Origin of the sequence: Microbacterium sp. zg-B185 (genome assembly GCF_030246885.1) — a bacterium.
Classification (GTDB): Bacteria; Actinomycetota; Actinomycetes; order Actinomycetales; family Microbacteriaceae; genus Microbacterium.
The window spans coordinates 462,893-487,758 of record NZ_CP126739.1 but is presented as its reverse complement, the minus strand read 5'-3'; the positions used below and the strand labels follow the sequence as shown (position 1 = coordinate 487,758).

20 protein-coding genes and 1 tRNA gene are annotated in these 24,866 nt (G+C 64.6%); 4 read left to right on the top strand and 17 right to left on the bottom strand.

The annotated features are described in order from the left end of the window. Positions 1–74: 74 nt before the first annotated feature. The 3 genes from QNO12_RS02280 to bsh form a co-directional block, all read right to left on the bottom strand. Positions 75–1,028, bottom strand: a complete 954-nt coding sequence (locus QNO12_RS02280) for a carbohydrate ABC transporter permease (RefSeq protein WP_257503619.1) — start codon at positions 1,026–1,028, stop codon at positions 75–77. Further along, positions 1,028–2,041: a carbohydrate ABC transporter permease gene (locus QNO12_RS02275; RefSeq protein ID WP_257503620.1), complete on the bottom strand. Its 1,014-nt coding sequence runs from the start codon at positions 2,039–2,041 to the stop codon at positions 1,028–1,030. Before QNO12_RS02275 ends, QNO12_RS02280 begins: the two co-directional genes overlap by 1 nt. A 487-nt stretch (positions 2,042–2,528) precedes the next feature. Next, entirely contained in the window at positions 2,529–3,551 is a 1,023-nt protein-coding gene (gene bsh / locus QNO12_RS02270; protein WP_257503621.1) for a choloylglycine hydrolase, read from the bottom strand. Between the two features lie 358 nt (positions 3,552–3,909). On the opposite strand from bsh, the gene QNO12_RS02265 reads away from it, so the two are divergent. Continuing rightward, positions 3,910–4,431: a DUF1269 domain-containing protein gene (locus QNO12_RS02265; protein WP_257503622.1), complete on the top strand. Its 522-nt coding sequence runs from the start codon at positions 3,910–3,912 to the stop codon at positions 4,429–4,431. A 339-nt stretch (positions 4,432–4,770) separates the two neighbouring features. Here QNO12_RS02265 and QNO12_RS02260 read toward each other — a convergent pair whose 3' ends face one another. Genes QNO12_RS02260 through QNO12_RS02245 form a run of 4 tightly spaced genes read right to left on the bottom strand, consistent with a single transcriptional unit; the run spans position 4,771 to position 7,844 of the window. Then, a complete protein-coding gene (locus QNO12_RS02260) occupies positions 4,771–5,112 on the bottom strand; it encodes an ArsR/SmtB family transcription factor (protein ID WP_257503623.1) in 342 nt (113 codons plus the stop codon). A gap of 19 nt (positions 5,113–5,131) precedes the next feature. Continuing rightward, positions 5,132–6,124 carry a transketolase family protein gene (locus tag QNO12_RS02255; RefSeq protein WP_257503624.1) on the bottom strand — a complete coding sequence of 331 codons (993 nt, stop codon included), beginning with the start codon at positions 6,122–6,124 and terminating at the stop codon, positions 5,132–5,134. After that, a complete protein-coding gene (locus QNO12_RS02250) occupies positions 6,121–7,017 on the bottom strand; it encodes a transketolase (protein WP_257503625.1) in 897 nt (298 codons plus the stop codon). Before QNO12_RS02250 ends, QNO12_RS02255 begins: the two co-directional genes overlap by 4 nt. 53 nt (positions 7,018–7,070) lie before the next feature. Beyond that, entirely contained in the window at positions 7,071–7,844 is a 774-nt protein-coding gene (locus tag QNO12_RS02245; protein WP_257503626.1) for an SDR family NAD(P)-dependent oxidoreductase, read from the bottom strand. A 169-nt stretch (positions 7,845–8,013) separates the two neighbouring features. Here QNO12_RS02245 and QNO12_RS02240 point away from each other — a divergent pair, with 169 nt between their 5' ends. Together QNO12_RS02240 and QNO12_RS02235 are read left to right on the top strand one after the other, a co-directional pair. Beyond that, complete coding sequence (locus QNO12_RS02240) at positions 8,014–9,354, top strand: MFS transporter (protein ID WP_257503627.1); 1,341 nt, start codon at positions 8,014–8,016, stop codon at positions 9,352–9,354. A gap of 87 nt (positions 9,355–9,441) precedes the next feature. Further along, on the top strand, positions 9,442–10,098 hold the full coding sequence (locus QNO12_RS02235) for a GntR family transcriptional regulator (RefSeq protein ID WP_257503628.1): 657 nt from the start codon (positions 9,442–9,444) through the stop codon (positions 10,096–10,098). A 1,789-nt stretch (positions 10,099–11,887) separates the two neighbouring features. Here QNO12_RS02235 and QNO12_RS02230 read toward each other — a convergent pair. From QNO12_RS02230 to QNO12_RS02190, 9 genes are all read right to left on the bottom strand, one after another. Beyond that, complete coding sequence (locus QNO12_RS02230; RefSeq protein ID WP_257503629.1) at positions 11,888–16,831, bottom strand: S8 family serine peptidase; 4,944 nt, start codon at positions 16,829–16,831, stop codon at positions 11,888–11,890. 23 nt (positions 16,832–16,854) lie between these two features. Beyond that, complete coding sequence (locus tag QNO12_RS02225) at positions 16,855–17,655, bottom strand: hypothetical protein (RefSeq protein ID WP_257503630.1); 801 nt, start codon at positions 17,653–17,655, stop codon at positions 16,855–16,857. Positions 17,656–17,717: 62 nt separating this feature from the next. Further along, entirely contained in the window at positions 17,718–18,134 is a 417-nt protein-coding gene (locus QNO12_RS02220; RefSeq protein ID WP_257503631.1) for a hypothetical protein, read from the bottom strand. Beyond that, positions 18,131–19,081 (bottom strand): serine/threonine-protein kinase, encoded by a 951-nt coding sequence (locus QNO12_RS02215; protein ID WP_257503632.1) that lies wholly within the window; start codon positions 19,079–19,081, stop codon positions 18,131–18,133. The genes QNO12_RS02220 and QNO12_RS02215 overlap by 4 nt, the downstream gene beginning before the upstream one ends. A gap of 187 nt (positions 19,082–19,268) precedes the next feature. Next, positions 19,269–19,466 (bottom strand): hypothetical protein, encoded by a 198-nt coding sequence (locus QNO12_RS02210; RefSeq protein WP_257503633.1) that lies wholly within the window; start codon positions 19,464–19,466, stop codon positions 19,269–19,271. Positions 19,467–19,886: 420 nt separating this feature from the next. Next, positions 19,887–20,324, bottom strand: coding sequence for an AfsR/SARP family transcriptional regulator (locus QNO12_RS02205; RefSeq protein WP_285178209.1), 438 nt, complete (start codon positions 20,322–20,324; stop codon positions 19,887–19,889). A gap of 1,059 nt (positions 20,325–21,383) precedes the next feature. Further along, positions 21,384–21,456: transfer RNA gene (locus QNO12_RS02200), tRNA-Arg, on the bottom strand. A gap of 115 nt (positions 21,457–21,571) precedes the next feature. Continuing rightward, positions 21,572–21,979 carry an MmcQ/YjbR family DNA-binding protein gene (locus QNO12_RS02195; RefSeq protein ID WP_257503635.1) on the bottom strand — a complete coding sequence of 136 codons (408 nt, stop codon included), beginning with the start codon at positions 21,977–21,979 and terminating at the stop codon, positions 21,572–21,574. A gap of 5 nt (positions 21,980–21,984) precedes the next feature. Then, positions 21,985–22,566 (bottom strand): asparagine synthase, encoded by a 582-nt coding sequence (locus tag QNO12_RS02190; RefSeq protein ID WP_257503636.1) that lies wholly within the window; start codon positions 22,564–22,566, stop codon positions 21,985–21,987. A gap of 91 nt (positions 22,567–22,657) precedes the next feature. Between QNO12_RS02190 and QNO12_RS02185 the strand changes: the two genes are divergently transcribed. Next, positions 22,658–23,506 (top strand): SDR family NAD(P)-dependent oxidoreductase, encoded by an 849-nt coding sequence (locus QNO12_RS02185; RefSeq protein ID WP_257503637.1) that lies wholly within the window; start codon positions 22,658–22,660, stop codon positions 23,504–23,506. A gap of 62 nt (positions 23,507–23,568) precedes the next feature. Here the strand turns inward: QNO12_RS02185 and QNO12_RS02180 are convergent, their stop codons facing one another. Continuing rightward, positions 23,569–24,687, bottom strand: coding sequence for a fatty acid desaturase family protein (locus tag QNO12_RS02180; RefSeq protein WP_285178383.1), 1,119 nt, complete (start codon positions 24,685–24,687; stop codon positions 23,569–23,571). Positions 24,688–24,866 lie beyond the last annotated feature (179 nt).

Below are 24,866 nucleotides of genomic sequence, written 5' to 3'. Positions count from 1 at the left end.
GAGGTCGGCCCGACTACGGGTGCCGTCCGTCTTTCGTTGACTTGTGATGTATCCGGTGATGACGAGTCCGGGATTCAGCCCTTCCTGCCCTGCGTGGCGACGCCCTCGATGAAGTAGCGCTGTCCGAAGGCGAACAGGATGAGCATCGGAATGGTCACGATCAGCGACGCGACCATGACGTACTGGTAGTCGCCCTGCCCGCCCGCCGTCGGGCTGTACTTGGTCATCGCGTAGGCGATCCCGAGCGGGGCGGTGAAATCCTCGACGGAGCCGGCATTGAGGTAGATCAGGGCCGCCTGCAGGTTGTTCCAGCTGGCTTGGAACTCGAACAGGAACACGATGATGAACGACGGAACGGACAGCGGCATCGCGATCCGCCAGAACAGCCCCCAGTAGCTGGCACCATCCAGACGGGCCGCTTCAAACAGCTCCTTGGGCAGACCGAGATAGAACTGGCGTTGCAGGAAGATGTAGAAGGCCGACCCGAACAGGTTCATTCCCCACAGCGGGACCCACGTGCCCAGCAGGCCGGTCTGCTTCCAGATGAGATAGATCGGGATCATGGTGACCGCACCGGGGAGCATCATCGTGGCCAGCACGAGCCCGAACAGGATGCCGCGACCGGGGAACTTGAAGTACGCGAATCCGAACGCGACGATCGAGCTGGAGATGGCCACGGTTCCCGCTGCCAGCACGGCGATCGCGATGCTGTTCCACATCCAGCTGAGCAGAGGAAGCTGGTTCCACACCTCCACGTAGTTGTCCGGAACCCACGTACGGGGGATGAGGGAGTTGTCAAAAACCTCGCCGCGCGGCTTGAAGCTCGCCGCGAGCAGCCAGGCGAACGGGTACAGGAACAGCAGGGCGAAGCCGATGCCGAGGAGCGCCAGCATGATCCGCCCGAACAGGCTCTTGGGGCGGGCGAGGTTGCGGCGCCAGCGTGACCTCTTGGGCGGCACCGTGGCGGTGATCGTCGCCAGTTCCGGGGTCGGCCGGGCGATACCGGGGGTCTGCAGCGATGCCGACATCAGCGGTCTCCCTCGTAGTAGACGAATCTGTTGCCGAACTTCACCTGGATGACCGTGATCACCATGATGATGACGAACAGCAGCCACGCCATCGCGGCGGCGAACCCGAAGTTGAACTGACGGAAGGCCTGCTGGAAGAGGTAGATGGCGTAGAAAAGCGACGCCTCCGGTGACGAGTTGCTCTGATCCCGCCAGAACAGCAGGTATGCCTGGTCGAAGACCTGGAACGCCGCGATCGAGAGCACGATGACGTTGAAGAACATCGCACCCGAAATCATCGGGATGGTGATGGAGAAGAACTTGCGCACCGGGCCGGCGCCGTCCAGGGAGGCGACCTCGTACAGCTCGAGGGGCACATTCTTGAGGGCGGCCAGGAAGATCACCATCGTGCCGGCCACCGCCCACAGCGTCATCAGGACGATGCTCGGTTTGACCCAGTCCGGATCGACAAGCCACTGCGGCCCTTGGATCCCGAAGAACCGCAGCCCCTGGTTGATGGCACCGGTGTTGCCGTTCAGCAGCAGGAAGAACACCGCCGCCGTCGCGACGGCGGGCGTCATCTTGGGAAGGTAGTAGAGGGTGCGGAACAGGCCGGCACCACGGCTCATGCGGTTCAACAGCAGGGCCAGTGTGAGCGCGAAGATGATCTCCAGCGGCACGGCCATCACGACGTAGAAAAGGGTGTTGGCCAGGGAGACGCCCACGCGCGGGTCATCGAAGAGGCGCGCGTAGTTGTCGACGCCGACGGGGCGCGCGGTGTTGGTGGCGAGGTTGTAGTTGCTGAAGGAGATGTAGAGGCTGTAGACCATCGCCCCGGCGGTGAAGACGAGGAACCCGATCACCCACGGCAGGATGAACAGGTATCCCGCCAGCGCCTCCCGCTTGTCGTAGTGGACCTTGGTCTTGACCTTGCTCCTGCCGCGTCGCGGCTTCTTGGGCATCCGCGCGCGCCGCGCCTCGGCGTCTTCCTCGGCGGGTACCACGACCGCATCCGACGGTGTCGCGAGGCTCATCGCCGCACCTCGCGCGGTGATGCCTTTCGGCGATCCCGACTCGTCATCTCGATTCTCCACCTCAAGATGTGGCATCGTTGCCACAGGCTGGTCTCTACGGCCGGACCGCGCTCGTACGCAACCTCTCTCTCGCGGCCCGGATCCTGCAGTAGGCAGTGGCCGGCACGGTCCCGAGCCGATGGTAGGCGCCGGGCACGACCCCGCCACAGGCCCTTGCGAACGGCGCGGTGCTGTGCTTCTCAGGTCGGTGATCGCGGTGATGCGGAGCCTGCGTCACGGCCGTCTGCGTGTGCCGCGCCAGTGGCCGGACAGATTTCGACGGGGCCTGCCGGTTCATCTGCCTCGTTGCGCGGCGGCGAAGAACGCCGGGCCACCGAAGCTGCGTCGCGGATGCCGCTGCTGCGGGAGCACCACAAGTGACCAACAGCACGCCCGACAAGCGCACCGCGATCTTTCGGCACCAGCGTGAAAAAGGGGTGCGGCTGAACTACGTTGCTGCGACGGTCGCTCCGAGCGCCGATACCGGCTCGGTGTGTGCGTTATCCATGCGGATCTGCTGTCCCTTGATCAGGGGATAGTCCGCCAAGGCGGTACCGTCGAGGTCTTCGTTGTGCATGTCGACCCCGGTCACCTGGCTGTTCTCGTAGGTCGTGTAGTAGTAGATCCCTTTGTCGGTGTTGCAGCACGAGGAGTAGATCGTGATCTCGAACTTTCCTGGAGAGACCTCCACGCATCCTCGCTGCTGTGCGACGGACCCCAGGATCTGGAAGAACTGGCTGATCGACTCGGACTCGGACTCCCCCGAGACCGAGTTCATCTTCGTGAAGGCGGCCTTCACGAACCGGGATGAGGACGACAGATCTCCGGGGAGGCCGATCGCGCCCATCCCGCGACTGTAGACGTCGAAATCCAGCCCATCGGAGAAGTGCTTCTCGGGAGGGTTCTTCGACAGGTGCATGTAGTTGTTCAGGTTGAACAACTGGATGTCGAAGGTCGGGTTGTTGGTGAGGACCCCGACCGGGTTCTCGTAGACCTTGAGCCCCTCCTTGACGCTTTCCACAGTGATGGACTGATTCCGGTCGGAGATGATCCAGTGCAGCGGTGAGAGCGGGAAGGCCTCACTGAAATTGATCTTCACGAGGTTCAGCGTCTTCAGCGCCGTCTTCACCTCGTCCACCGTTTCGAACTGCCCGAGGATCCACGGGATGAACTCGAACGGAGTGATGTTGGTCTTGTCCTGCGCCTCGGGCTTGTAGTCGGCGTTCTCCGGGAAGTTGAGCCCCGCCATGCTGAGGCCCTTCTCGTTGGTCGCGTCGTAGTACAACGGGTATCCATCCGCGATCGTCGCCATCCCGATGATCGCGTGGTGTGTCGGGAGCGGTTCCGCCTTCCGGAATTCGAAGGGGAAGTTCCGAGGAGTCACCGTGACGGTCTCGTGGTACGAGAACTCCAGGTCCAGGTTGCGGCCGAAGTAGTGATCCCGCGTGGTGTAATTCGCTCCCGTGCACATGTGGCCCCTCCGAGCTGATTGGTCTCCGGCGTAATGGATAACCGTACGTCTGTGACGACCGCCCCGGTACTGCCGAAGGTCCCGCGAAGAGTCACCGGTGCTCGACGCCCGGCGCAGGCTCCACCCGTGTGTGCTGCAACTTCGCGCCGTGCGCCGCACCGGCAGCGCCATGCCGTCGGAGGGACGTACGCCTCATAGGGGCTTTCGTCCTCCGGGCCGCGACGGGACCTACTGCTCTGGCAAGCGGCCGGCGCTCGTCGCAGAGTGGGTCCATACCGCTCGTCGCAGAGTGGGTCCATACCGCTCGTCGCAGAGTGGGTCCATACCACGCGGCGAGAACAACATGAAAGGCAGATGAATGACTGATCGAAATTACGAGCTCCTGGTCGCCTCTTACGACGATGAGCAGTCGGCGCAAGAAGACTTCTCATCCATCAAGTCGCTGGACGATGTCAGGCTCGTGGCGGCGGTCGTTCTGTCCCGCGACACCGATGGCAACGTTCACGTTAAAGAGCACGGCGGGAAGTTCGTTGCGAAAGGAACAGCGATCGGCGTCGTTGCCGGCCTGGTGATCGGACTCTTCGCCCCGCCGTTGCTTCTCGTCACCGGTGTCGTCGGCCTCGGCGCCGGTGCCGGAATCGGCGAGATCGTGAAACGGCACGAAGAGAAGTCCATCGGCGTCGACGCCGAGGAATGGCTTGTCCCCGGCTCCTCAGCGATAGTCGCCGTGGTGGACGAGGAGGCTCTCGACCGAATCGACAAGGCCCTGGAGCGGGCCACGAAGCGAATCAACAAGGCCATCGAAAAGGGCGACTATGACGCCGTCGTCAAAGCCATCAACAAGGGTGACGAGAAGATCGCCGAAGCCGTCGACGCCTGACCCTGAGGCTGGCCGGAGCACGTGCCCCAGGCCGCAGAAACAGAAAAGGAGTGCCGGTTTCCCGGCACTCCTTTTCTGATCACTGTCTCAACACAGTGCGCGCCCGAAGAGACTCGAACTCCCAACCATCAGATCTGCGGGTCGACGTCGCGGTGAGGAGTTTCCGAACGGCGCATCACGTCGCCGCGGCTGCCGTTGACGGCACGTGTTCGCAAAGCCCTCGGAGGCCGACCAGGTCGACCGTGTCGAAGCCGAGCCCCCGGCAGCCGCCGGCGCCTGTGCGAGGTCGTATCGCCGAAGGCACCGCGGAAACGGTGTAGCGGTTGGTTCCCGCGCTGGTCACGCTCTCTGCCCGACGCTCGTGTCAGCCTCTAACGCGTCGCGCCCCGCGGCATCGATGAATGGATACAGCCACTCATCGAGCGACCACATGGCGTCCAGATCGATCCGGTGGAGACGCCGTGTGCCTGCAGCATCCGCACGAACGAGCCCGGCATCACGCAGCACGCTCAGATGCCGTGAGGCCGTGAATCGATTGGTTCCCGTCGCCGCGGCGAGCGCGGTGATCGTCGTTCCGTCATTGCCATCGAGGTGCTGGTGAAGCAGCTGCTCGAGGAGCGCGCGTCGCTCGCCGAAGGCAACGGCACTCAGCCGGCGCTCGAGTTCATCCTCGCGCGTCATTGGGTCGTCCATGACCCTGTCAGCCCAGCTCGCGGAGGACTCTGGCGACGATCGTGTCGACCGCGAGTCCGTAGCGTTCGTGGAGCGTCGGAAGTGCGCCGGCATCCAGGAACTCGTCGGGCAGTGCCACGGGGACGACCTTGCGCGCGACTCCGCGGCGCACGAGCGAGGATGCGACGGTCTCGAACAGACCGCCGACCACGGTGTGGTTCTCGAGTGTGACGGCGAGACGTGGGGTGTCGATTTCTCGGATCACCGTTTCCTCGTCGAACGGCTTGAGTGTCGGGGTGTGCACAACGGCGACATCGACCTTGTGGGCGGCGAGAGCTTCGGCAGCCTCCAGAGCACGCATCGTCATGAGTCCGCTGGAGACGAAGACGACGTCCGCGCCGGGGCGCAGTACCTTCGCCTTGCCTAGCTCGAAGGTGTAGTCGTACTCGTCGAGGACCGTCGGCACGTTCCCGCGCAGCAGGCGGAGGTAGGTCGGTCCTGGCGCGGCAGCGAGCTGCGGCACCGCCTGCTCTAGATCGACCGAGTCGCAGGGATCGACGATCGTGAGCCCCGGGATGCCGCGGAAGATGGCGACATCCTCCGTCGCCTGATGGCTCGGGCCATAGCCGGTGGTCAGGCCCGGGAGCCCGCCGACGATGTTGACGTTGAGGCCGGGTTCAGCGATGTCGAGGGCGATGAAGTCGTACGCGCGACGGGTGGCGAAGACCGAGTACGTCGATGCGAACGGGATGAGCCCGACCTCAGCCATGCCCGCGGCGGCACCGAAGAGGAGCTGTTCGGCCATCCCCATCTGGAAGAACCGCTCGGGGTGCGCGTCCCGGAAGATGTGCATGTCGGTGTACTTCGCGAGGTCCGCGGACAGTCCCACGATCCGCGGGTCGGACTCGGCCAGCGCGGCAAGGGCGTGGCCGAACGGAGCGGGCGCCGTCTTCTGACCGGGGTCGGCGAAGGAGGCGATCATTGCCGAGGTCTTGAGCTTCGGCTTGGTGGGGGTGCTCATGATGCCGCTCCTTCCGCCACGGTTGCGGCAGCCGCTTCGAATCCTGCAATCAGCTGCTCGCGGCAGACGGCCCACTCGCGCTCCTCGATGCGCATGAAGTGCGACTTCTCGCGCGTCTCAAGCAGCGGAACACCGCGGCCGACCTTGGTATCGCAGACGAGGACGTGCGGTGCACCCACGGGGTCGCTCTCGCCGATGGCGTCGAAGGCGCGGAGCAGTGCCTCGGGATCGTTTCCGTTGACTCGCTGCGTGTGCCAACCAAACGAGGCCCACTTGTCTTCGGCAGGCTCGATGTTGAGGACTCCGGCGGTCGGGCCGTCAGCCTGAAGTGCATTCATGTCGACGAGGGCGATGAGGTTTCCGAGCCGGTGGGATGCCGCACCCATCGCGGCCTCCCACGTCGAGCCTTCGTTCAGCTCGCCGTCGGAGAGGAAATTGATGATGCGGGACCGGCTTTGGAGGTGCCGCAGGCCGAGGGCCATGCCGACCGCGACCGTGAGGCCGTGGCCGAGCGATCCGCCGGAGATCTCCATGCCCGGCGTGTAGCTGGCCATGCCCGACATCGGCAGTCGCGAGTCGTCGGAGCCGTAGGTGTCGAGTTCTTCGATCGGGATGATGCCCGCCTCAGCGAGGGCGGCGTAGAGGGCGATCGCATAGTGTCCGGTGGAGAGCAGGAATCGATCGCGCTCTTCCCAGTGCGGGTCGTCAGGGCGGAAGCGAAGCTGGTCGGCGTAGACCGCGGCAAGCATGTCCGCGGCACCCAGGGCCTGGCCGACATAGCCCTGGCCCTGCACTTCGCCCATCGCCAGGGCATTGAGACGGATGCGCTGCGCAGCCGCGCGCACGCGGGAGACCCGCCTGGCGAGGTCGACGTCAGTGGTGGCGGTAGTCATGGATGAAACTCCTTCGTTCGATCGCAGATACTCGGTAGACGCGAAAGCACCGGTCAGTGCATGTGGCTGCCACCGTTGATGTCGATAGTGGTGCCCTGCAGATAGCTGGCCTCGTCACTGGAGAGGAACACGAACACGTCCGCGACCTCTTTGGGAGTTGCCGTGCGTCCGAGTGGGATGGCTCCGACGATCGCGGCCTCGATCTCGTCGGTCGTTCCCACGCGGATGTTGGTGTCGACGGCACCGGGCGTCACGGCGTTGACAGTCACTCCGGTGGACCCCAGTTCGCGGGCAAGAGCCTTGGTGAAGCCGAGGATCGCGGCCTTCGCTGCGGAGTAGGGGACCTTGCCGAACACGCCGCCACCCCGCTGGGCGGACACCGACGACATGTTGACGATGCGGCCGAACCCGTTCTCGATCATGTCGGGCAGGAAGGCCTTCGTCACGAGGTAGGTGCCGGTCGCGTTGACGGCCATGACCTTGTTCCACAGGTCGAGCGTGGTCTCGAGGAACGGGACCGGTGAGGTGATGCCCGCGATGTTCGCGAGCGCGCCGACGGGCGGGAGCGAGCCGTCGGTCACTCGGCTCGCGACCTCCTGCTGTGCTGCGGTGACGGACGCCTCGTCGGCCACGTTCACCGGGCCGCCGTAAGCCGGGACGTCATACTCGGCGGCGATGTCTGCTGCGACCCGGGCAGCTGCTTCTCCGTCGAGGTCGAGGACGGCGATCGCCCATCCTGCCTTCGCGTACTCGCGGGCCGCTGCTTGTCCGATTCCCCGTTCGGCGGCTGCGCCGGTCAGGACTGCGGTGCGTGTGGAAGTCATCATCTCCTGCTCTCAGCCGCTCCATCGCGGCGGCGGTTTTGATCGTAACCTGAAATTGCCGACAGTTCAATAGTTAGCTGTTCGACTGTTGACAATGGCCGGGATTGTCCTGATACTGGGTTCTGCCACTCGCGCCGCGGGTCGGTCACAATGACGTGAGGAAGGCAGAGAGATGAGCGAAGCAGCCATCACCATGCGGGGTGTCGTCAACGGCACACCCCAGAGAAAGCGAGTCGCCGTCGGTTCCGGCGTCGGCGCAGTCATCGAGACGTATGACTTCATCGGCTTCGGCACAGCCGCGGCCCTGTACTTCGGCACCGCGTTCTTCCCCGGGTCCGACCCGATAACCGGAACACTGCTGTCGTTCGCCACCCTCGGTGCCGGATTTGCCGCACGCCCCATTGGCGGGATCATCGGCGGACACCTCGGCGACCGCGTCGGGCGGAAGCCGGTCCTCGTCGCATCGCTGATTCTGATGGGTCTGGCCACTTTCGCCATCGGCCTTCTTCCCACCTACGCGATGGTCGGCATCGTCGCCCCGATCCTGCTCGTGCTCGTCCGCATCGTCCAGGGCCTCGCATTCGGTGCTGAGTGGGGCGGCGCGATCTTGATGACGTATGAGCATGCGCCGTGGCGCTTCAAGGGTGGCTTCACCGGTATCGTCCAAGCTGGCTTCCCCGTCGGACTGCTGCTCGCGAACCTCGTCTTCCTCGTCAGCGTCCACCTGCCTGGCGACTGGGCATGGCGCGTGCCGTTCTTGGCCAGCATCATCCTGGTCATCGTCGGTCTGATCATCCGCGCGAAGGTTCCCGAGTCCCCGGTCTTCGAAGACGTGAAGGCTGAGGGCAAGGTCCTCCGAGCTCCGATTATCGAGGTCATCAAGACCGACTGGGGCAACATCCTCCGCGGCATCGGCCTCCGGGTCGCAGAAACCGCCGGCTACGCGATCTCGATCACCTACCTGATCTCCTACCTCAACACCAACAAGATCACCGAAAGCTGGCAGACACTGACCGCGCTGTCCCTCGCGGCCGGGATCGGCATCTTCGCCACCTGGGGTTGGGCACGACTCACCGACAAGATCGGGCGGCGACCGCTGTACCTGATGGTGACCGCTTTGGGTGTGTTCTGGGGATTCCTGATGTTCCTCGGCGTCAACACCGCCGTCTACCCCATGGTCATCATCGTCATCGTGCTCTCCTACGCGGTGTTCCAAAACGCACTCGCGGGTGCGCAGGGCGCCTGGTTCCCTGAGCTGTTCAACGCCAACACCCGCACCTCGGGGGCATCGCTGGCCTACCAGATCTCGGCCATGGTGTCCGGATTCACCCCCTTCATCACGACACTGCTGTTCGGCGCCTTCGGATGGGTCGGCCCGGCAGCCCTGTTCTCGCTATACGCACTCATCGGACTCGTCTCGGCCGTCGTGACGCCTGAGACCTGGACGAAGGCGCAGCGGGAGTACGCGAAGGAAGCATCCGCCGAGGCACGCGAGCTCGAACGCGCCAACTGAGTTGACTCGGCGCATACGAGAGCGGCGCACCCGAACACGTGCGCCGCTCTCGTAGACTCGACACGCAAACCACGGGAGGGATAGCGGATGACCGATAGTCCCGCCATTCTCGGATTGCAACGCAATACGCTGCGGATGCAGGCGATCGAGGTCCTCCGACGTGCCATCACCACCGGCGAGCTTCCGCCCGGGTCACACGTCTCAGAGATCGAGATGTCTCAACGACTGCAGATCAGCCGCGGCACCCTCCGCGAGGCCATGCGCACTCTGCAGATCGAAGGTCTCCTCACCGAGGGATCACGGGGACGGCTCCTGGTCCGCCGCATGGACGACGAAGAGCTGCGGGACCTGTTCCTCGTCCGTGCTGCCCTCGAGGCTTTGGCCGCCCGCACTGTCGCTGAGAGCCCGCAGCGCGAGTCGGCCGTCGAAAGTCTGCGAGCGGCAGTCGGACTGATGAGCGCGGCGGAGAATGAATCGCTCGACGCGCGTATGCGTGCCGACCTCGACTTTCACCGCGAACTCTGCCGGCTGACGGGCAACGACACGCTCATGCGCGCCTGGAGCGCCTTGGAAGGGTCAATCCTGATGTCGATCACCCGATCCGGGATCGAACGGGCGGTGCGGAACATGGACGTGCCCCGCCACCTCGAGATCGTGGACGCCATTGCAACGGGCGACCCCGACACGGCGGCCGCAGCGGTGGCGCAGCACATGGAGCTCGCCACGCAAACCTTGATCGCCTAGACCGGCTTCGACCGGATGTCGGTGACCTGGTGCTGTTCGTCTGGGCGCGCGCGACCCCTTGGGATCTGCGCAATCGATTCCGTCTCGATGGCGGCGATACCGCGCTCCGCGCCTTCAGCCGCACCCCGGTACACCTGTAGCGACGACCCATTCCGGCCCGGGCAGTTGGCGACGGTGCAGGCATGTGGCGCCCACAAGACCTTCTGACTTGCCGCAGGCGACGACTGACTTACCGCAGGCGACGAGCCCCGAAGGGCCGAATTCCGCGGAATCACGCGGACGTACCAGCCCGCACCTGCCTCGGACTCGTCTGATTCGAGTCAGAGGCGAATCAGAAGAGTGCGGAAACAGAAAAAGTGCCGGTTTCCCGGCACTTTTCCCCAATCACTGTCTCAACACAGTGTGCGCCCGAAGAGACTCGAACTCCCAACCTTCTGATCCGTAGTCAACGACTTGTCGGTAGAGATCCGCGTCGTTTGCGGGAGTTCGGGGCCGGGTTCACACATAAGTTCACACATGCTGATGCCACCCTCTATGGAACGACAACCAACCGCGTGCGATCGGACTCGAACTCAACGATCTCGGGCAAAATCGGATGCGGACATCGTCTTTGCGAAATTGCAAACGCTCGCCGCTGGCGCAGCGATGGCCGTCGCGCCACGGTGAACGCTCCCCCGCTCATGTACTTGTGTCTTGCGAGCCGCGCGCGGCAATGTGTGACTGAAAGTCTTGACGTCGAGCGAAGACAATCTGTGAGTTCCGGGGATGCGGGATGCTTCACATCCCGCCACCCGGTGTAGGACGTTTCGGGTATACGTGTACACGCATGCCGGAGCGCAACGCACAGCGGTCACCGACCCACGAGGCGGAGACCACAGCGGTGCCCACCTACCGACCACCTGCGGTGGGCGACCCACCCAAGCGCGAGATTCTGTGGGCAAAGTTCGGGCACGTGCACGAGTCAGGGGATCCGGCGTCCGCGCCGGTCGTTGTCGACCCGTCCGAATCCGGCTCGGTCCGCCTGACCCGGATCGCCAGAGCACGACCGTCGGCGTGAGAAAACCCCTGACCACGGGCGTGCCCACGGCTGGGATGGGCTGAACGGATTCAAGAGGAAAGAGCCGGACCGAGACCGCTTGAAAAGGAGGTCGATCCGGCTCCAAATCGCGGTGACGGTCAAATTTCGGAACTATTGTACACCCAGCGCCCGATTCGTCCAGTCCCGATGATGGAGACGGAGGTCACATGGTCCCTCGGTCTCCTCACGCAGGCAAAACGCAGCTGAGCAATATGGATAGATCTGAAGACTGAAGGCGCAAACAGTTCAAGAAGGCGGCCGTCGGTACGGCCCGGATCAGGCACGAATTAGGACGGAGTGTCCCTCAACCTCACTAAACGTCCCCAAAACCACCCTGAAAGTGCGGAGACGGAGGAGTTTGAACCCTGCTGTGCGGACGTCACCACGCCTGCACTCGATCGCAAACCTCCACGCGCCCGCGATCCCCGGACGTCGAGTTCTCAAACACTGCGCTCGACTGCACTCGATCTCTTCATTCGTCCACACCGTTGTTTCACCCCGCCACTTCCCGCTGGCAGCGTCAGGGACATGGGGGCGGGACGGAGCTCAACGAAGTGTGACTGCCCCACTGACGATGGGCCGAGCGAGAACGTGCGGTATCTCGCGTTCCCCATCTACGAGCCAGGCTTGTTGGACGAACGCCCGAGCTGGGATACCGGTCGCGCGTTTCCGCTCACGAACGACTACCAATCATCGGCATAGACCCTGCAGTCATTCGCTGTTTAGGCTAAGAACGGTGAATCCATTCAGCGCGACCTCCACCCGCCGATCTTTGGCGCCGGCTCGAACTCCGCCACCGGTGGCTTCCTTCTCCCCCATCCCCTTCGTCTCGGCCTTACCGACCGCCAGATCCGTGCCCACGATGTCACGCAAAGCTCGGAGGACGTTTTGCGCACGGTTGTCGGAGAGCTTTTGGTTGTAGGAGGGTTTCCCGGCCTGATCTGCATGCGCGATGATCGACAGGCTGCTTCGTGAGTCGCGCAGGAATGGCAACCAGTTCGCGGCCGAGACTCGGAGGCTCTGTCGTGCGGCCGGGGTCAGGAGCGCGCTATCAAAGCAGAAATGCGCCCTCCGCTGGCCGCCGCCGGAGACGCCGTACAGCATCTCGGGGCGCACCACGGTCAGGTCGCGGATCGGGAGTCGATCGATCTCCTTCGTCCAACCCATTAGCCCATGGATCCCAATCGCGATCTCGGCCTTCAGCTTCCACACGTCGAACCCGGGCTTTTTCTGGTTGGGATCGTCGATGCCCCATGACGTATCAAAGAGCTCCGCGCTGAGGACCATCATGGGCGGGAGCGCCTCCGAGCCGTAAATATGTAAGAAGCCGGCGCTGGGGCCAGCTCCGGACACGCCCACGGACACCTCGGCGCCGCCCTTGACTCGCTCCACGCGACCGAGAAAGTCACGCGGAGTCCAGGGCAGCGGTGACGTAGCCCGGCCGCTGAAAGAGTCAGTCCCGACCTTAACGAAGCCACCGGCGCTGGCGAACCAGACGCGCAGTTCGATTGGCCTCGTCCACCGGTCCGGCTTCACCTGTCGAACGGTCAGCTTCCCTGCACCACCACCTATGAAGAACGCGGCTTCGACAACATCGAGGCTGATCTCGTACTCATACGTTCCGAGTTCCTTCGGCAATGGTTTGATACCGATGACCGAATGAGCCGCGATCGGCTGCTTCGTGATCTGCGCAAGCATCTGCAGCCAGTCCAGGCTGCTCTGCCTGCGTCCCCCGTAAGCCAGAACCGTCTCTGTCAACGTCCTCCGGACGAGGGCTCGCGCGAGCCTGAAGTCAGACTTGTCCACGCCGTGCTCGCGGTCATTTACGACGCCCCTGACGAAAGCCTCGATCCGCCAGACAAGCTGCTCCCGTCCGCGGACCTCGGCGAAACGATGACCAGACGCGGCGATCGCAGAACGGAGTAGCTCCATCCACTCGGTTGACTGGAACCGTTCGCGTAGGAATTTCGCTTGATGCGCTGCGAGCGGCTGGTGTTCCTGCTGAAGCAGGAATGGAGCCAGCTGTTGCGTCGTCACCGTGCGGTGGGCGGCCTCGACGAGACGCGCGATTGGACCACGCTGGACGCCGCCCGGATCCCGCGACTCGCTTATGCTGACGAGCGCTTCCGGGAACAACGTGGCTCGCGCGTCAATGCGGCGAGCCGTCGCAAACCCGGTATTCTCCTTCGGCTGCGCAAGCACAAGGACACCGCCCGGCTGTGGCTGAATGACGAAGCGCTTGTCGTGATTCTCTCGATTGACGGCGAGGTATACGCCCGACGCGTCGAGATCGCACTCGTAGAACCTCAATTCGCGGTCCGCCAATCCGCTGCCGGGGTAGACGAACGGCGAGAGGCTGACTTCGAGATGCCGTCCGGCCTGGTTGACTGCCATGGCCCCGGCTGGCAAAGTGTGGCCGGCGATCGTGTACTCGTACCGGCCGGTCATCCCGCTCGGCGCACCCTCGGCCTGCGGCACCGCGGGCCGGTTCTCGCGGGGGCCTTCGCAGGCGATGGGCCCACCTTGCGCGACGGGAGGTCTCATACCCGCGAGGCGCGCCAGGACCTCTCGTTGGAGCGTGGCCCAGGTTCGAGCCTCGTTGACGTCACCACGTTTGATCGGGCAATAGCTCACCGGATACGCCTGCGTTGCGAAGTAGGCAAAGTTTGTCAATAGCTTTGCGTCCCGCTCACCGAGGTCGATCGCTCGCTGCACCCGCTCGAATGCGTCGAGCCATGACAACTGGTATTCAACGTCGAGCGCTTCCTGAATGAGCGCGTCCAGCTGTCGGATCTTTGTGAACCAAGCCCGCCTGCACCGCTCAGCAGCCGGGTCTGGGGGGCGGAGTGACATGCTGACCTCAGCCGCAGCGGTCGGCCAGGCGACGGCTTCGAATGTCTCCAGACCGCCGACGGCCTGCAGTTCGGTCGGCGCGAGCGACTCGGGGGCGACCGGCGACTCGGTGGACGCTTCAAGTCTGCTCGCATCGGCGAACGCCTCCGCGAGTACGGCATCAGCCTCGAGTTCCGCAAATTGAGGCATCTCCTCGCCCCCACCCTGACCTTGATCAGCTTCGCTGGTGGTCTGATCCTCTGAATCACTGGCGTCGCTCTGGGACTCAGTTTCGAACGAGCCGGCCCCGAACTCGGACTCGACGGTATGGGCCTCGAGTTCTGGGGGAACGATCTCGTCGAGTGTCTCGGCCAGGAACAGAGACGTGAACTCTCGGAACTTCTGGTCGTGGGCCCGTGGGTGGAACGGCGATTCGCCGTCCGCAAACTCGTCCTCAAGCGATTCAGCGACGACAGATGACCGGCCATTCAAGAAGCTCTCGTAGAGCGCCTGGGGATCCAACATAGACAACGTGTTCTCGGATCCGAGAGGTAACCCGATCTCAGGCTTGCCCTCCCAATTGCCGGGAGAAAGCTCGGCTTCCATCTCGAAGACGGACTCGCCATAGGGGGGCTCGAAGTCGGGGTCGGGGTCGGGATCGGGATCGGCAGATGATGGTGGGGGGAAGGGTTCGATCGGGTCGCGGTTGGGCATGACTGACGACCGGCGGCGGCGCAGGACGAGCCTGCCCTGAGGGAGCCGGGACCGCCGAGTCACCTCGTCGATGTTCGCATCGTCTAGCGGGGTGCACCTCCCGCCGGTGGGGCGGCCAAGTTCGATCTCGAGCAGCACGTCGCCAGGACGCAGGGCACGAGCGGGGACGCGGCCGGGTTTCGCCACGGTCGCATAACGTCGACCGATCCAGGTGGCGAGATCACCGTCCGGGCGGTATAGGAACTCCCGGTAGGCGGTTCCTGGGTCGTCGATAAGGCGACGTAGATCATCATCGGTCATGGTTGACTCCTGGTGTTGGGGACGGCTGGGTACTGTCCTTGTCCGTGCTGTCTTGGCGGCCGACCGCGCAGCTTCGGCGAGCGCTGTCACGTCGAGATAGCCGTGGCCGAGCCCCATCTCGTGGCCGGGTGCGGACGGTACACAACTCGATAACACCAGCTCGCGGATGGTTCGGGCGGGCAGGGTGCCGCCGCAAATAGCCAAGGCAATCGCGACGGCTCCGGTGACATGGGGCGCAGCCATACTGGTCCCAGATTTTCGGACCAAGATTCCGGGGTTGCGCACAGCGCCGGCGGGGGCAGATCTGGTGGCTACGATGCCGACCCCGGGCGCGGCGAGGTCTGGTTTGTCGCGGCCGTCGAGGGTAGGGCCAATGCTGCTGAAGGCCGCTAGCGGGCGGGATGCTTGATGCCCGTTGTAGGCGCCGGTGATGAGCGGTAGGTGACTGTTGGCGATGGTTCCGGTCGTTGTTGTCCGGTCGTTGTCTCGCGGGATGAAGCGCGGCTGGCAGTCTCCACACGCGTCATCGCGTTCGAGCCAGCCGTCGTAACGTCCACGCACGGCGCGGCGCGCGTGGAGGGTGACCTTCCACGTCCCCGATAATCCCGTGGAATCGAAGAAGGCGTCGATGTGGTTGGCCTGGTTGGGATCGCGGCGGTGGTAGATGCGGCCGACGATTCGCCCCTCCGCTGTGAGATTGGCGCGTTCGCCTAGGCGAACCCCGGGCGCGCGGGTGCTGCCTGGCGGGTCGATGTGGACGATGAACTCGTCGGCGCCGTCGTACCAGATTTCCAGTTCATTGGCCGTCATGTCACGTGGCGATACGACGAATTCGAAGGACCTCGTTTGATTCTGCTGCAGCGTCCCGCTGGTGTGCGTGAATGCCTGCCGGTAATTGCCGGCACTTTGCACGGCTATGCATCCCGGTGTTCGGTCGAGCAGGGAATCGAGCGCGAGTTCGGTCAAAGTTGTTCCGTCGTGGGGCCCCCCGTGCCGCCCCACGCTGAGATTGACGACCCAGGGGCGACCGGCAGCTGTGCGGGCGACGAAGTCCACCGCCTCGAGAAGTCTTACTGAGTCGCCCAGGTTGGCGAGGCCGCCGGTGTTGCGGTCGGCGAGGTGCACGAAGACCAGATCAGCCTCCGGTGCGATTCCCACCGGCGCCCCGCCGAGCCCATTACCGGCAGCGATATCGAGCACGTGGGTGCCGTGGCTTCCGGTGCCGCGGTCCGCTATCGATGGGTGATATCCCAATGCGTCGTAAGGGCGACCTGTACGCAGCGCCATATCGATCTCACGTTGGCTGTGGACTGCGCCATATCCGAAGGGTGACGGAGCGGTTCCGCTGGCACCGTGGCGGTCGCGCTGATCCCAGAACGCGAGGAGGCGGGTGCCCCCGGGGTCTGACTGGCCCTTGCCCCGGTTCAGCGGCCGCCGGAAGCAGGCGGCGTCGACGTCGATACCCCAGTCGACCGCGCCTATCACTATGCCGGCGCCGGTTGCCGACAGGTTCGGCAGACGACGCACATCGGTTGCTCGGAGCACTTCGGCTGCAGAGACTTCGTCGACGGGATCGGAGGGCAGGTCCGGCAGGTAGGGACGCGGTGCCTTAAGGCTAATGACGTCGGGGTGGGCGTGAACCTTGGTGACGGCAGACGCGGGCAGGCGACACGTCGCGACCTGGCCGAAGCGGGAGATGATCCGCACCCCAGGGATGTGGATCCCGGGTCGGGCCAGCCGGATGATCGCCTCGATGTCGTCATTCGGATTGCCCGTAGCGCGGAGCAGTTCCCACAGGGCCGGATCCATTGCTTTGTGTCGAATGTCGCCGGCTACGTGTCGACCCGGAAGACCTGGGTCCTTCCGCCCGCAGTGGCCTCTACGAACGCCGGGGCGCCGCCGCCGGGATTGACCGCGTTGAAGGTGCCGTCCGAGGTGACGGTCAGGACTGCGCTGTTCAAGGACCGGTAAGTGGGGACGACGCCGTTCACGACGCCGCCGCTCTTGTCGCGGGGTATTCCGGTGAACGTTCCGGCTCCCGGGACCGTAGTGTTCTCCTCCAGGATCGAGATGGACGCGACGTCTTGGTTGCGGTGACGCAGCTTGCCCGCTGCTACAACGGCCGCCACGCCCGCAACGCCGATGACGCGGGGGTCGAGCAGGAATCCTTCGACCCCTCGACGTTTGCGTTCTGGAGTCAGCAACAGCAACGGCGCCGTGCGCAGGCCCGCGCGGATGTATTCGTGTCCGGCCAGATCGCTGCCGAACGAATCCAGGATTTGACCGGCGCCGACGGCCGCGACGGCGGAAAAGTTGGCCCGTTGCGAACGTCGATTGGCTCGCGCGAGCGCGCTTTGTAGGGAGTCAGCGCTGACCTTTGCCTGCAGATCGAGTGATCGTATTGCCGCGACGGTTTGGCGTGGCGTCGTTAGTGCTGAGGCGGAACGACGGGTGGAGCGCGCCCTTTGGGCGGTGATCATCTGATTGCGTCGCGCGAGTGCCAGACGATGCGCCCGGGCGCGCCGTGCAGCATCGGACCTCGCGTCCTCGCTGTCGAAGTCAACGTCCTCGCTGTCGTAGTCCGCGTCGGTGTCGAGATCTTCGGAATCGAAGTCGTCGAGCCATGTCGTCATGATGCTTCTCCTCGTATTGTGCGATCGTCTGCGCCGGTCCGATCGGAGTCGGTGTTGTTCGCCTAAGTGGTGTCGTCGGTGTCAGTGAGTCGTTCGACGGCGGGACTCACAAACAGTTGAAAGAGCTCTGCATCCGGCACGGTCCAACCGGACGTGCCCTTCCCAGCACAGGAGGGGCAGGCGGCGTTCGCGCCCCAGCATTCGCAGCCTCCGAGCGCCGCGGCGAGCAATTGGTTCGTGTCTGACATGGCGGTGTATGCACTTGCATCGAATTCGGTATCGACGACGGTGTGCTGAGTGCCGTCAGAGTCGTCGGGGTGGGGTTTCGTGCGGACTGGCCAGGCCGGCTGCGTGCCCTGCCCAGAGGTATCCGCCCATAACACGACGGCCTGCTGGAACAGCTTTTCGGCGAACCGGGTCGGATCGGGTAGTACGCGTTGCGCGAGGGATAGGACGGCCTCGAGTTCCGTGGCACTCATGTGAACTCCTGGAGCGCTTCGGTGATCTCTATGTTGTCAGCGTCGATCAATCCGGTGTAGAGCGACCGAGCGGGAAATGTGCCGTCCGGCAACGCCGATTCATCGTCACTGGCCGGGCTGGATAAGTATTGAAGTTCGTCCGCGTCGGCTGCAGCCTGCCCGATCACACTGCTGAGCAGGGCCAGTAGTTGTGCCACTGGGACCCCTCCGACCGCTGAGCGTCCTTGCTGTCCCAGAGCGGCGGCCAGCAGTCCTTGCAACATTTGGGGTTGCTGGCTCAGTACGAGACCCTGCGCCGCCGCGGCCGATCCGGCGGCAATGGGTGACGGGGAGCCCGGCGCTGGCGGTGTGGACGTAAACGCACCCGCAGCAGCGGGGGCGCCCGCGCTCGCCGGCGGTGCGGCACGCGGGGAAGCGGTTGCGGGGATCGTCTTGGGGCTGGTGGTAGCGGGTCCACCTGTCGCTGACCGCAGCGACCCGGCCGCGAGCGTGCCGAGTTGGCTTCCGAGCGAGGTACCGATAGGCCCACCAATAACCGTGCCCGCCGCGCCGCCCGCGATGGGCAGGGCTACCCGAGCAATCGATGCCACGGTCGGGTCCGATAGGGCTTGGGTTGCTGAGCGACCAATTCTATTGAGCGCTGCAGCAAAGTTGAGTGACTCTGCGGGCGTCATCGAGCCGAGCATGCGATTCATGACATCGGCGATTTGGTCGTCGGCCATGTCGGCGTAGTCCTGTTTGAGGGTCCAGCGAAGAACGTTCCGACAGCTCGCCGGATCCCCGTCGAATGATTCGCCCATCCCGTCGAGGTCTTCATCGATGAGATCGTCGTAGAGGGAGTCCGCAAGGTCATCGATCCACAACTCATCGTCGCCATATTCGCCCGATTCCGCGTCAGAACCGAGTTCGTCGTCAGAAAAGTTGGCGTACTCGCCGGTCATGCTCATCGGTCATCACCACCTGACGGGAGGCTAATGCGGAAGGTGTCACCGATGCGTCACGCGTGCACTGGGGACTGCAGCCACTTGTCCCACGTAGACCCGATCCGGCACCGTCTCTCAACGGCGCCATTCGCGAAGCGCCTCCCGGGCGAAATACGATGAACGGCGACAACAGCCGTGACGCTTCCGTGCGTCACACCGGCGTCACGAAGGCGTTTAGCCAGGCTTCGACCTCCCGGAGGACCTTGGTCTTGGTGGACGCGTACGTCGGCTCGGGATCCTCGAGGAGAGGGCTCATCGACTTCGAAATGCGCACACGGACGACCCCATTGCGCTCCACCCACAGCGCAAGCACCATCAGACCTCCAGCGGGATCCTCACGTGTCTCCACGCCGCTAGCCCACACTCCTGGCGTCACTGGCGCGTCTTCGACCGGAAAGCTCCGTCGGGAGCTGGCCATTTCCGTAGGCGTTCCTTGCGAACCCGCGCTGCCAGCGCCCTCCGGGGGCCGCGTCTTGCAAGTGCTCCAATCGTCGTTCTAGGGCAGCGGGTCGCCGCGCCAAGGAGCCTCGCGCCTCCGGACCAGCTGCCAGAGGTCAACAAGTCACCTAGGGCGCTTCCCCAGCTGCCTGATGGCAAACCCGACTGTCGGATCACCTGAAAGCCACAACGGACCAAGCACGCTGGGCGATGCCGCCATCGCAGCTCGGGGCGCTGCGAAGCCAAGCAGCGTTCTGCGGGTGGCCCGACGGCGATAATGAGGACCAGCTGCACCCGAGAGCGGACTTCCCGCGCCAGTCGAACACGCAAGCTAACGTCGCGTCGACACCTGCGTGACACGCAGGCCGACCAGCGCGGCAAGTGCTGGATCCGGATCCACCCCGAGTTCGCGCCTCAAGAGGCGCGAGTACCCGAGATGTATCCTGCGCGCTTCGACGAGGTTCCCCTCAGCAAGGTGCGCCTCAAGTAGGGTGCGATGGGCGCTCTCCCGAAGGGGCTCGACGCGCACCGCCTCGAGGGCGGCGTCGATAGCATCTGCGTATCTGCGAGACTGAACGAGCAGTCGGCTGAGGGCCTCGAAGGCGTGGAGCAGGCGTTGACGTAGGCGTTCCCGTTCGAAGATGATCCAGTCGTCGTACCAACCGGGAAGCAGGTCCATTGCGCTTGCTCCCCAGGTCGGGAGCCGCAAATCCTCGTCTGGCGCTACGCCGTCTATGACACGTCCCGCCCAGTTCTCGATCGTGTTCACGTCCAAGTCCGTTTGCGGGTCGAGGCAGAGGCCGCATTTGTCCGCGCGCACGATATCGATTCCCGCTCCTTTGAGGCGCCATAGCGACGATCGAAGGTTGCCACCGGCACGCTCGTCGTCGCCATAGGGCCAAAGTGTTCCCGCGGCCTGGCGCCTGTCTACCGGCCCGTCATGAAGGGCGATGAAGGCGAGCAGTCGTTTGCTTCCCTCCGGGACCCCAATACGTCGGTCATGTTGGACAACGTATGGCCCGCCGAGCAGACACAACTGCGAGTCGCCGATGCAGGCACGATCGAAAGCGATGTGAGGGAAGGACCTAGATGGCTCAGAAAGCGCCGTCTGCGACCCATTCCAATGCCCAGTCATGGATAACCCCGTCCGCCGACTGAAAGCTATGGCCCCTTCGTCACCAGCGTGTCACCGGCACCCGGATGTTTGCCGAGTCGTTCACTCCTCCTACTGGTGACAAGCGACTCGACTCACCGGCTGAAGTCCCCGCGACTTGCTGGGGCTCCATGCCAAATGTAGGACCCACGCCGATCGGTGTATGTCCCCTCTTCGACCGACATCGACCCGCTGCTGTCCACTGCCCACGTGGGGCGCTCCGTGCCCACTTGGGGCTGTGTCGACGTGACGAGTCAGCATCCAGACGATGAACACAGAGGTCACGCTGACCCGTGACGGGCGCATCGGTTAGCTAGCGCGGGGCCCGACGTACACGTTTGAAGCGAGCGACGTGGTTGGAGAGAGATGCCGGTTGAGCGGGCATACGGACGTCGGCGACGATGGCGAGGCTCGGGCGCAGGTCTTCAAAATATATGGTTCACGCAGTGTCGAGGTTCACACATGGGTGCACACATTCGGTGCACACAAAGCTTCTGATTCGAGACGGACTTCGCTGCCTGCGAGGCCACTCTTCCGCGGAATCACGCGGGCGTACCAGCCCGCACCGGCCTCGGACTCTTCTGATTCGAGTCAGAGGCGGATCAGAAGAGTCCGGAAACAGAAAAAAGTGCCGGTTTCCCGGCACTTTTCCCTAATCACTGTCTCAACACAGTGTGCGCCCGAAGAGACTCGAACTCCCAACCTTCTGATCCGTAGTCAGATGCTCTATCCATTGAGCTACGGGCGCATGGCGTGCACTCGCGTGCGGCCAGCGTCCAGAATACCTCAGCATGGCGCTCCCGCCGAATCGAGCCGCCGCGAGGGCGGATCGGGCGGATAAGGGCACTGGCGAGGCGGCGCCGTCAGTCACCGAACGGGACCACCGGGTCCGCGTCCAGCGCGCGCAACTGACGGGTGAGCGCGACCCGGCGGTACGAGGCATCCAGCAGTTCTGCGACCAGGTCCCAGTCCGCGGCATCCGAGTCCACGCGCATGGCCAGCCAGCCATACGCGCCCTCGTATGCCGGCACGAAGACGTCTTCTCGCTCGAGAAGCGCGTCGCGTTCCGCCAGATCGGGCAGGAATTCGACCGCGTCGCGATCGTCGTGGGCAGCGCCGACGATGGCGAACTGTCGTTTGCCGGCCCGGAAGGTGACGCGACCGTGGGCGATGACCTCGGCCGCTTCGGGGTAGCACATGCAGAGCGTGCGCATCCGCTGGACCAGCGGGTGGTCCACCGGAAACCGCATCGGGTGGGGCTCTGTCGCCACGGCATTCACTCCCGCTCGAGCTCGGCCGACTGCAGGCTCTCCCCCTCGACCAGGCGACGGCGGTGGGCAGCCAGTCGCGGCAGGTCTACCAGGCGAAGCGCCTGCATGCGCGCGCCACGCATCGTGTCGTACTCGGGGTCGTTGTCCGCGCGCATGCCTTCGACCTGCAGTCGGCGCTGGAGATTGGATTCCACGTCTCCCCACGCGGCATCGCGCGCCTGCTCGACGAGTTCGCTGACCGCCTCGGGGTCGGCGGCGCGGTTGCGCAGTTCCTGCGCCACGCCACGGTACTGCTTGTCGCGCTTGCGCAGGTTGCGGGTGTCGCGGTCACGGTAGTCGTGGGTGCTGTCCGGGTCGGAGAACTTGCCCCACGCGGTCTTGCGCTGACGGCGCGCGAGATCCGCGGCCGCCTCCTGCTCGTCGGCCAGCGCGATCAGCGTGTCGCGCGCGTACCCGGCGACGGCGTCCGCATCGAACTGCGCGTCGTGGGCGATCGTCTCCATCAGGATGTGGTTGCGCACGGCAAGGCGCGCAGCAGCCGAAGCGATCGAGACGCCTTCGAAAACGGCATCGGAGGTCTTTCCCATGCGACGCACTCCCCTCAGGACGAGGTTACCGTCAGCGGCGTCGAGGCGAAGTCGGCAAGAATCGTACGACGACGACGGGGTGGGGGCGAACGTGGGCAGAACGCGGCGATTGGACGTGCACGGCAGGACGAGCGTCATCACCGGCGCAGCCAGCGGCATGGGTGCCGAGATCGCCCGGGAGCTCGATCGCCGAGGTGCGCGGCTGGTTCTGATCGACCGGGATGCTGCCGGCCTGAGCGCCCTGGCTGCCGAGCTCTCCGGCACCGGCCACAGCGCGCACATCCTCGATCTGACCGATGATGCGGCCGTTGCGGCGCTCGGCGCCGCGATCACGGCATCCCACCCCCACGTGCAGTCGCTGATCACGTGTGCGGGCTCGTCCATGCTGGGCGACATCACTCAGCTGACGATGGCGGAGATGCGCTGGCTGATGGACGTGAACCTGTGGGGCACGGTGAGCATCACCCAGGCGCTGCTGCCGGCGCTGAGGCTCGAGCCGGCCGCGCACATCACGCACCTGGTCAGCATCTACGGCCTGGCAGCGCCCGCCGGTCGGATCCCGTACGCGATGAGCAAGTTCGCGGTGCGTGGTTTCACCGAGTCGTTGCGGCACGAGCTGGAGCGTTCGACGGTGACGGTCGGGGCCGTCTATCCGGCGGGGGTCAAGACGGGCATCATCCTCCACGGTCGGTTCGCCGCGGCGATCGAGCCGGCGGTGGCCCAGCGGGCGGCTGCCGCGCAGGCCCGGATGTATCACACCGAGCCGCAGGATGCCGCGTATCGCATCGTCGAGGCGACAGTGCGACGCAGAGCTCGCACCTTCGTGGGACGCGAGGCGCGACTTGTGGACGTCCTGACCCGGCTGGCGCCGACGCGCTACTGGAGTGCGATGCGGCGGCCGTTGCGGGAGGCGACGGACACGACGACGCCGATCGTCTAGTGCTCGAGAGCACAGCAGACGATCGGCGTCGTGGGTATGCGGGGACGGCGGCCCCGCAGGGGTCAGACTCCCTTGGTGCGGAACTTCTGGACGATCCCGCATTCGAAGGGGTCCCGAGCCGCGAGGCCGACCTCGTTGAGGTACCGGATCACGATGCCGTAGGACTTCAGAAGCGTCGTTTCCGTGTACGGCACATCGAGGGTCCGGCAGTGCTCGATCACGATCTCGCGGGCCTGCGCGAGGTGCGGGCGCGGCATGCTCGGGAACAGGTGGTGCTCGATCTGGTAGTTGAGGCCACCCATGAGCCACGTCGCCCACCAGCCACCGGACACGTTGCGGGACGTGCGCACCTGCTTGGTGAAGAAGTCGAGCTTCGCGTCGGCGTCGATGATGGGCATGCCCTTGTGATTCGGCGCGAACGCCGCTCCCATGTACACGCCGAAGACGGCGAGCTGCACGCCCAGGAAGGCGAAGGCCAGGCCCAGGGGCAGGAACACGAAGATCGGGGTCAGTACGACCGCGAAGCGGAGGGCGATGAGGACCAGCTCGATCCAGCGGCCCTTGACCGGCTGACGGAAATCGAGGAGGTGGCGCAGGCCGATGTAGTGGAGGTTGAGGCCTTCCAGCAGCAGCAGCGGGAAGAACAGCCAGCCCTGACGGCGGGTGATGAAGCTCATCGCCCCGTGCACCTTCACGGCGTCCTCTTCGAGGAAGCGGATCGTGTCGATCTCGATGTCCGGGTCCTTGCCGACGCGGTTCGGGTTGGCATGGTGGCGGGTGTGCTTGGAGCCCCACCAGTCCCTGCTCATGCCGACGATGCCGTTGCCGAGGATCAGCGCAAGCCTGTCGTTCGCTTTGCCCGACGTGAGGATCGTGCGGTGGGCGGCCTCGTGCGAGAGGAACGCGACCTGCGTGAACAGGATGCCGAGCGCGGCGGCGATGAGGAGCTGGAACCAGCTGTCGCCGAGCAGGATGAATCCGGTGATGGCTCCAGCGAAGCCCAGCGCGATCGCGCTGCCGACGGCGATGTAGAACCACGGAGTGCGGTCCAGAAGACCGGTCTCACGCACAACCTGGGACACCTTCGTGTACGCCTGCGTGATGGGCGGGAAGTCCTCTTTGCGGGCGTACGTCTGGCGTACGGCGCCGAGAGTGGACCCGGGTGCGGAGAGTGTAGTGATTGCGGCACCTACCTGATCGGGTTCCCGCACAGGCGGGAAGGGCGAAAAAGCGAAGGGCGGGCGCCTATCGCTGGTACCCCACAATACGTGCTGGCACATGCGCCGTCAGGAATGTGCTACGGGGGGTTGACATATGACGCGTGTCCCCCACAGGGGATGCGCAACCTGGCGTGCTAGCG

Coding starts and splice junctions, on each gene's coding strand:
- QNO12_RS02280 (WP_257503619.1), bottom strand. CDS start 1,028: ATGTCGGCATCGCTGCAGACCCCCGGTATCGCCCGGCCGACCCCGGAA.
- QNO12_RS02275 (WP_257503620.1), bottom strand. CDS start 2,041: ATGAGCCTCGCGACACCGTCGGATGCGGTCGTGGTACCCGCCGAGGAA.
- bsh (WP_257503621.1), bottom strand. CDS start 3,551: ATGTGCACGGGAGCGAATTACACCACGCGGGATCACTACTTCGGCCGC.
- QNO12_RS02265 (WP_257503622.1), top strand. CDS start 3,910: ATGACTGATCGAAATTACGAGCTCCTGGTCGCCTCTTACGACGATGAG.
- QNO12_RS02260 (WP_257503623.1), bottom strand. CDS start 5,112: ATGACGCGCGAGGATGAACTCGAGCGCCGGCTGAGTGCCGTTGCCTTC.
- QNO12_RS02255 (WP_257503624.1), bottom strand. CDS start 6,124: ATGAGCACCCCCACCAAGCCGAAGCTCAAGACCTCGGCAATGATCGCC.
- QNO12_RS02250 (WP_257503625.1), bottom strand. CDS start 7,017: ATGACTACCGCCACCACTGACGTCGACCTCGCCAGGCGGGTCTCCCGC.
- QNO12_RS02245 (WP_257503626.1), bottom strand. CDS start 7,844: ATGATGACTTCCACACGCACCGCAGTCCTGACCGGCGCAGCCGCCGAA.
- QNO12_RS02240 (WP_257503627.1), top strand. CDS start 8,014: ATGAGCGAAGCAGCCATCACCATGCGGGGTGTCGTCAACGGCACACCC.
- QNO12_RS02235 (WP_257503628.1), top strand. CDS start 9,442: ATGACCGATAGTCCCGCCATTCTCGGATTGCAACGCAATACGCTGCGG.
- QNO12_RS02230 (WP_257503629.1), bottom strand. CDS start 16,831: ATGGATCCGGCCCTGTGGGAACTGCTCCGCGCTACGGGCAATCCGAAT.
- QNO12_RS02225 (WP_257503630.1), bottom strand. CDS start 17,655: ATGACGACATGGCTCGACGACTTCGATTCCGAAGATCTCGACACCGAC.
- QNO12_RS02220 (WP_257503631.1), bottom strand. CDS start 18,134: ATGAGTGCCACGGAACTCGAGGCCGTCCTATCCCTCGCGCAACGCGTA.
- QNO12_RS02215 (WP_257503632.1), bottom strand. CDS start 19,081: ATGAGCATGACCGGCGAGTACGCCAACTTTTCTGACGACGAACTCGGT.
- QNO12_RS02190 (WP_257503636.1), bottom strand. CDS start 22,566: ATGGGAAAGACCTCCGATGCCGTTTTCGAAGGCGTCTCGATCGCTTCG.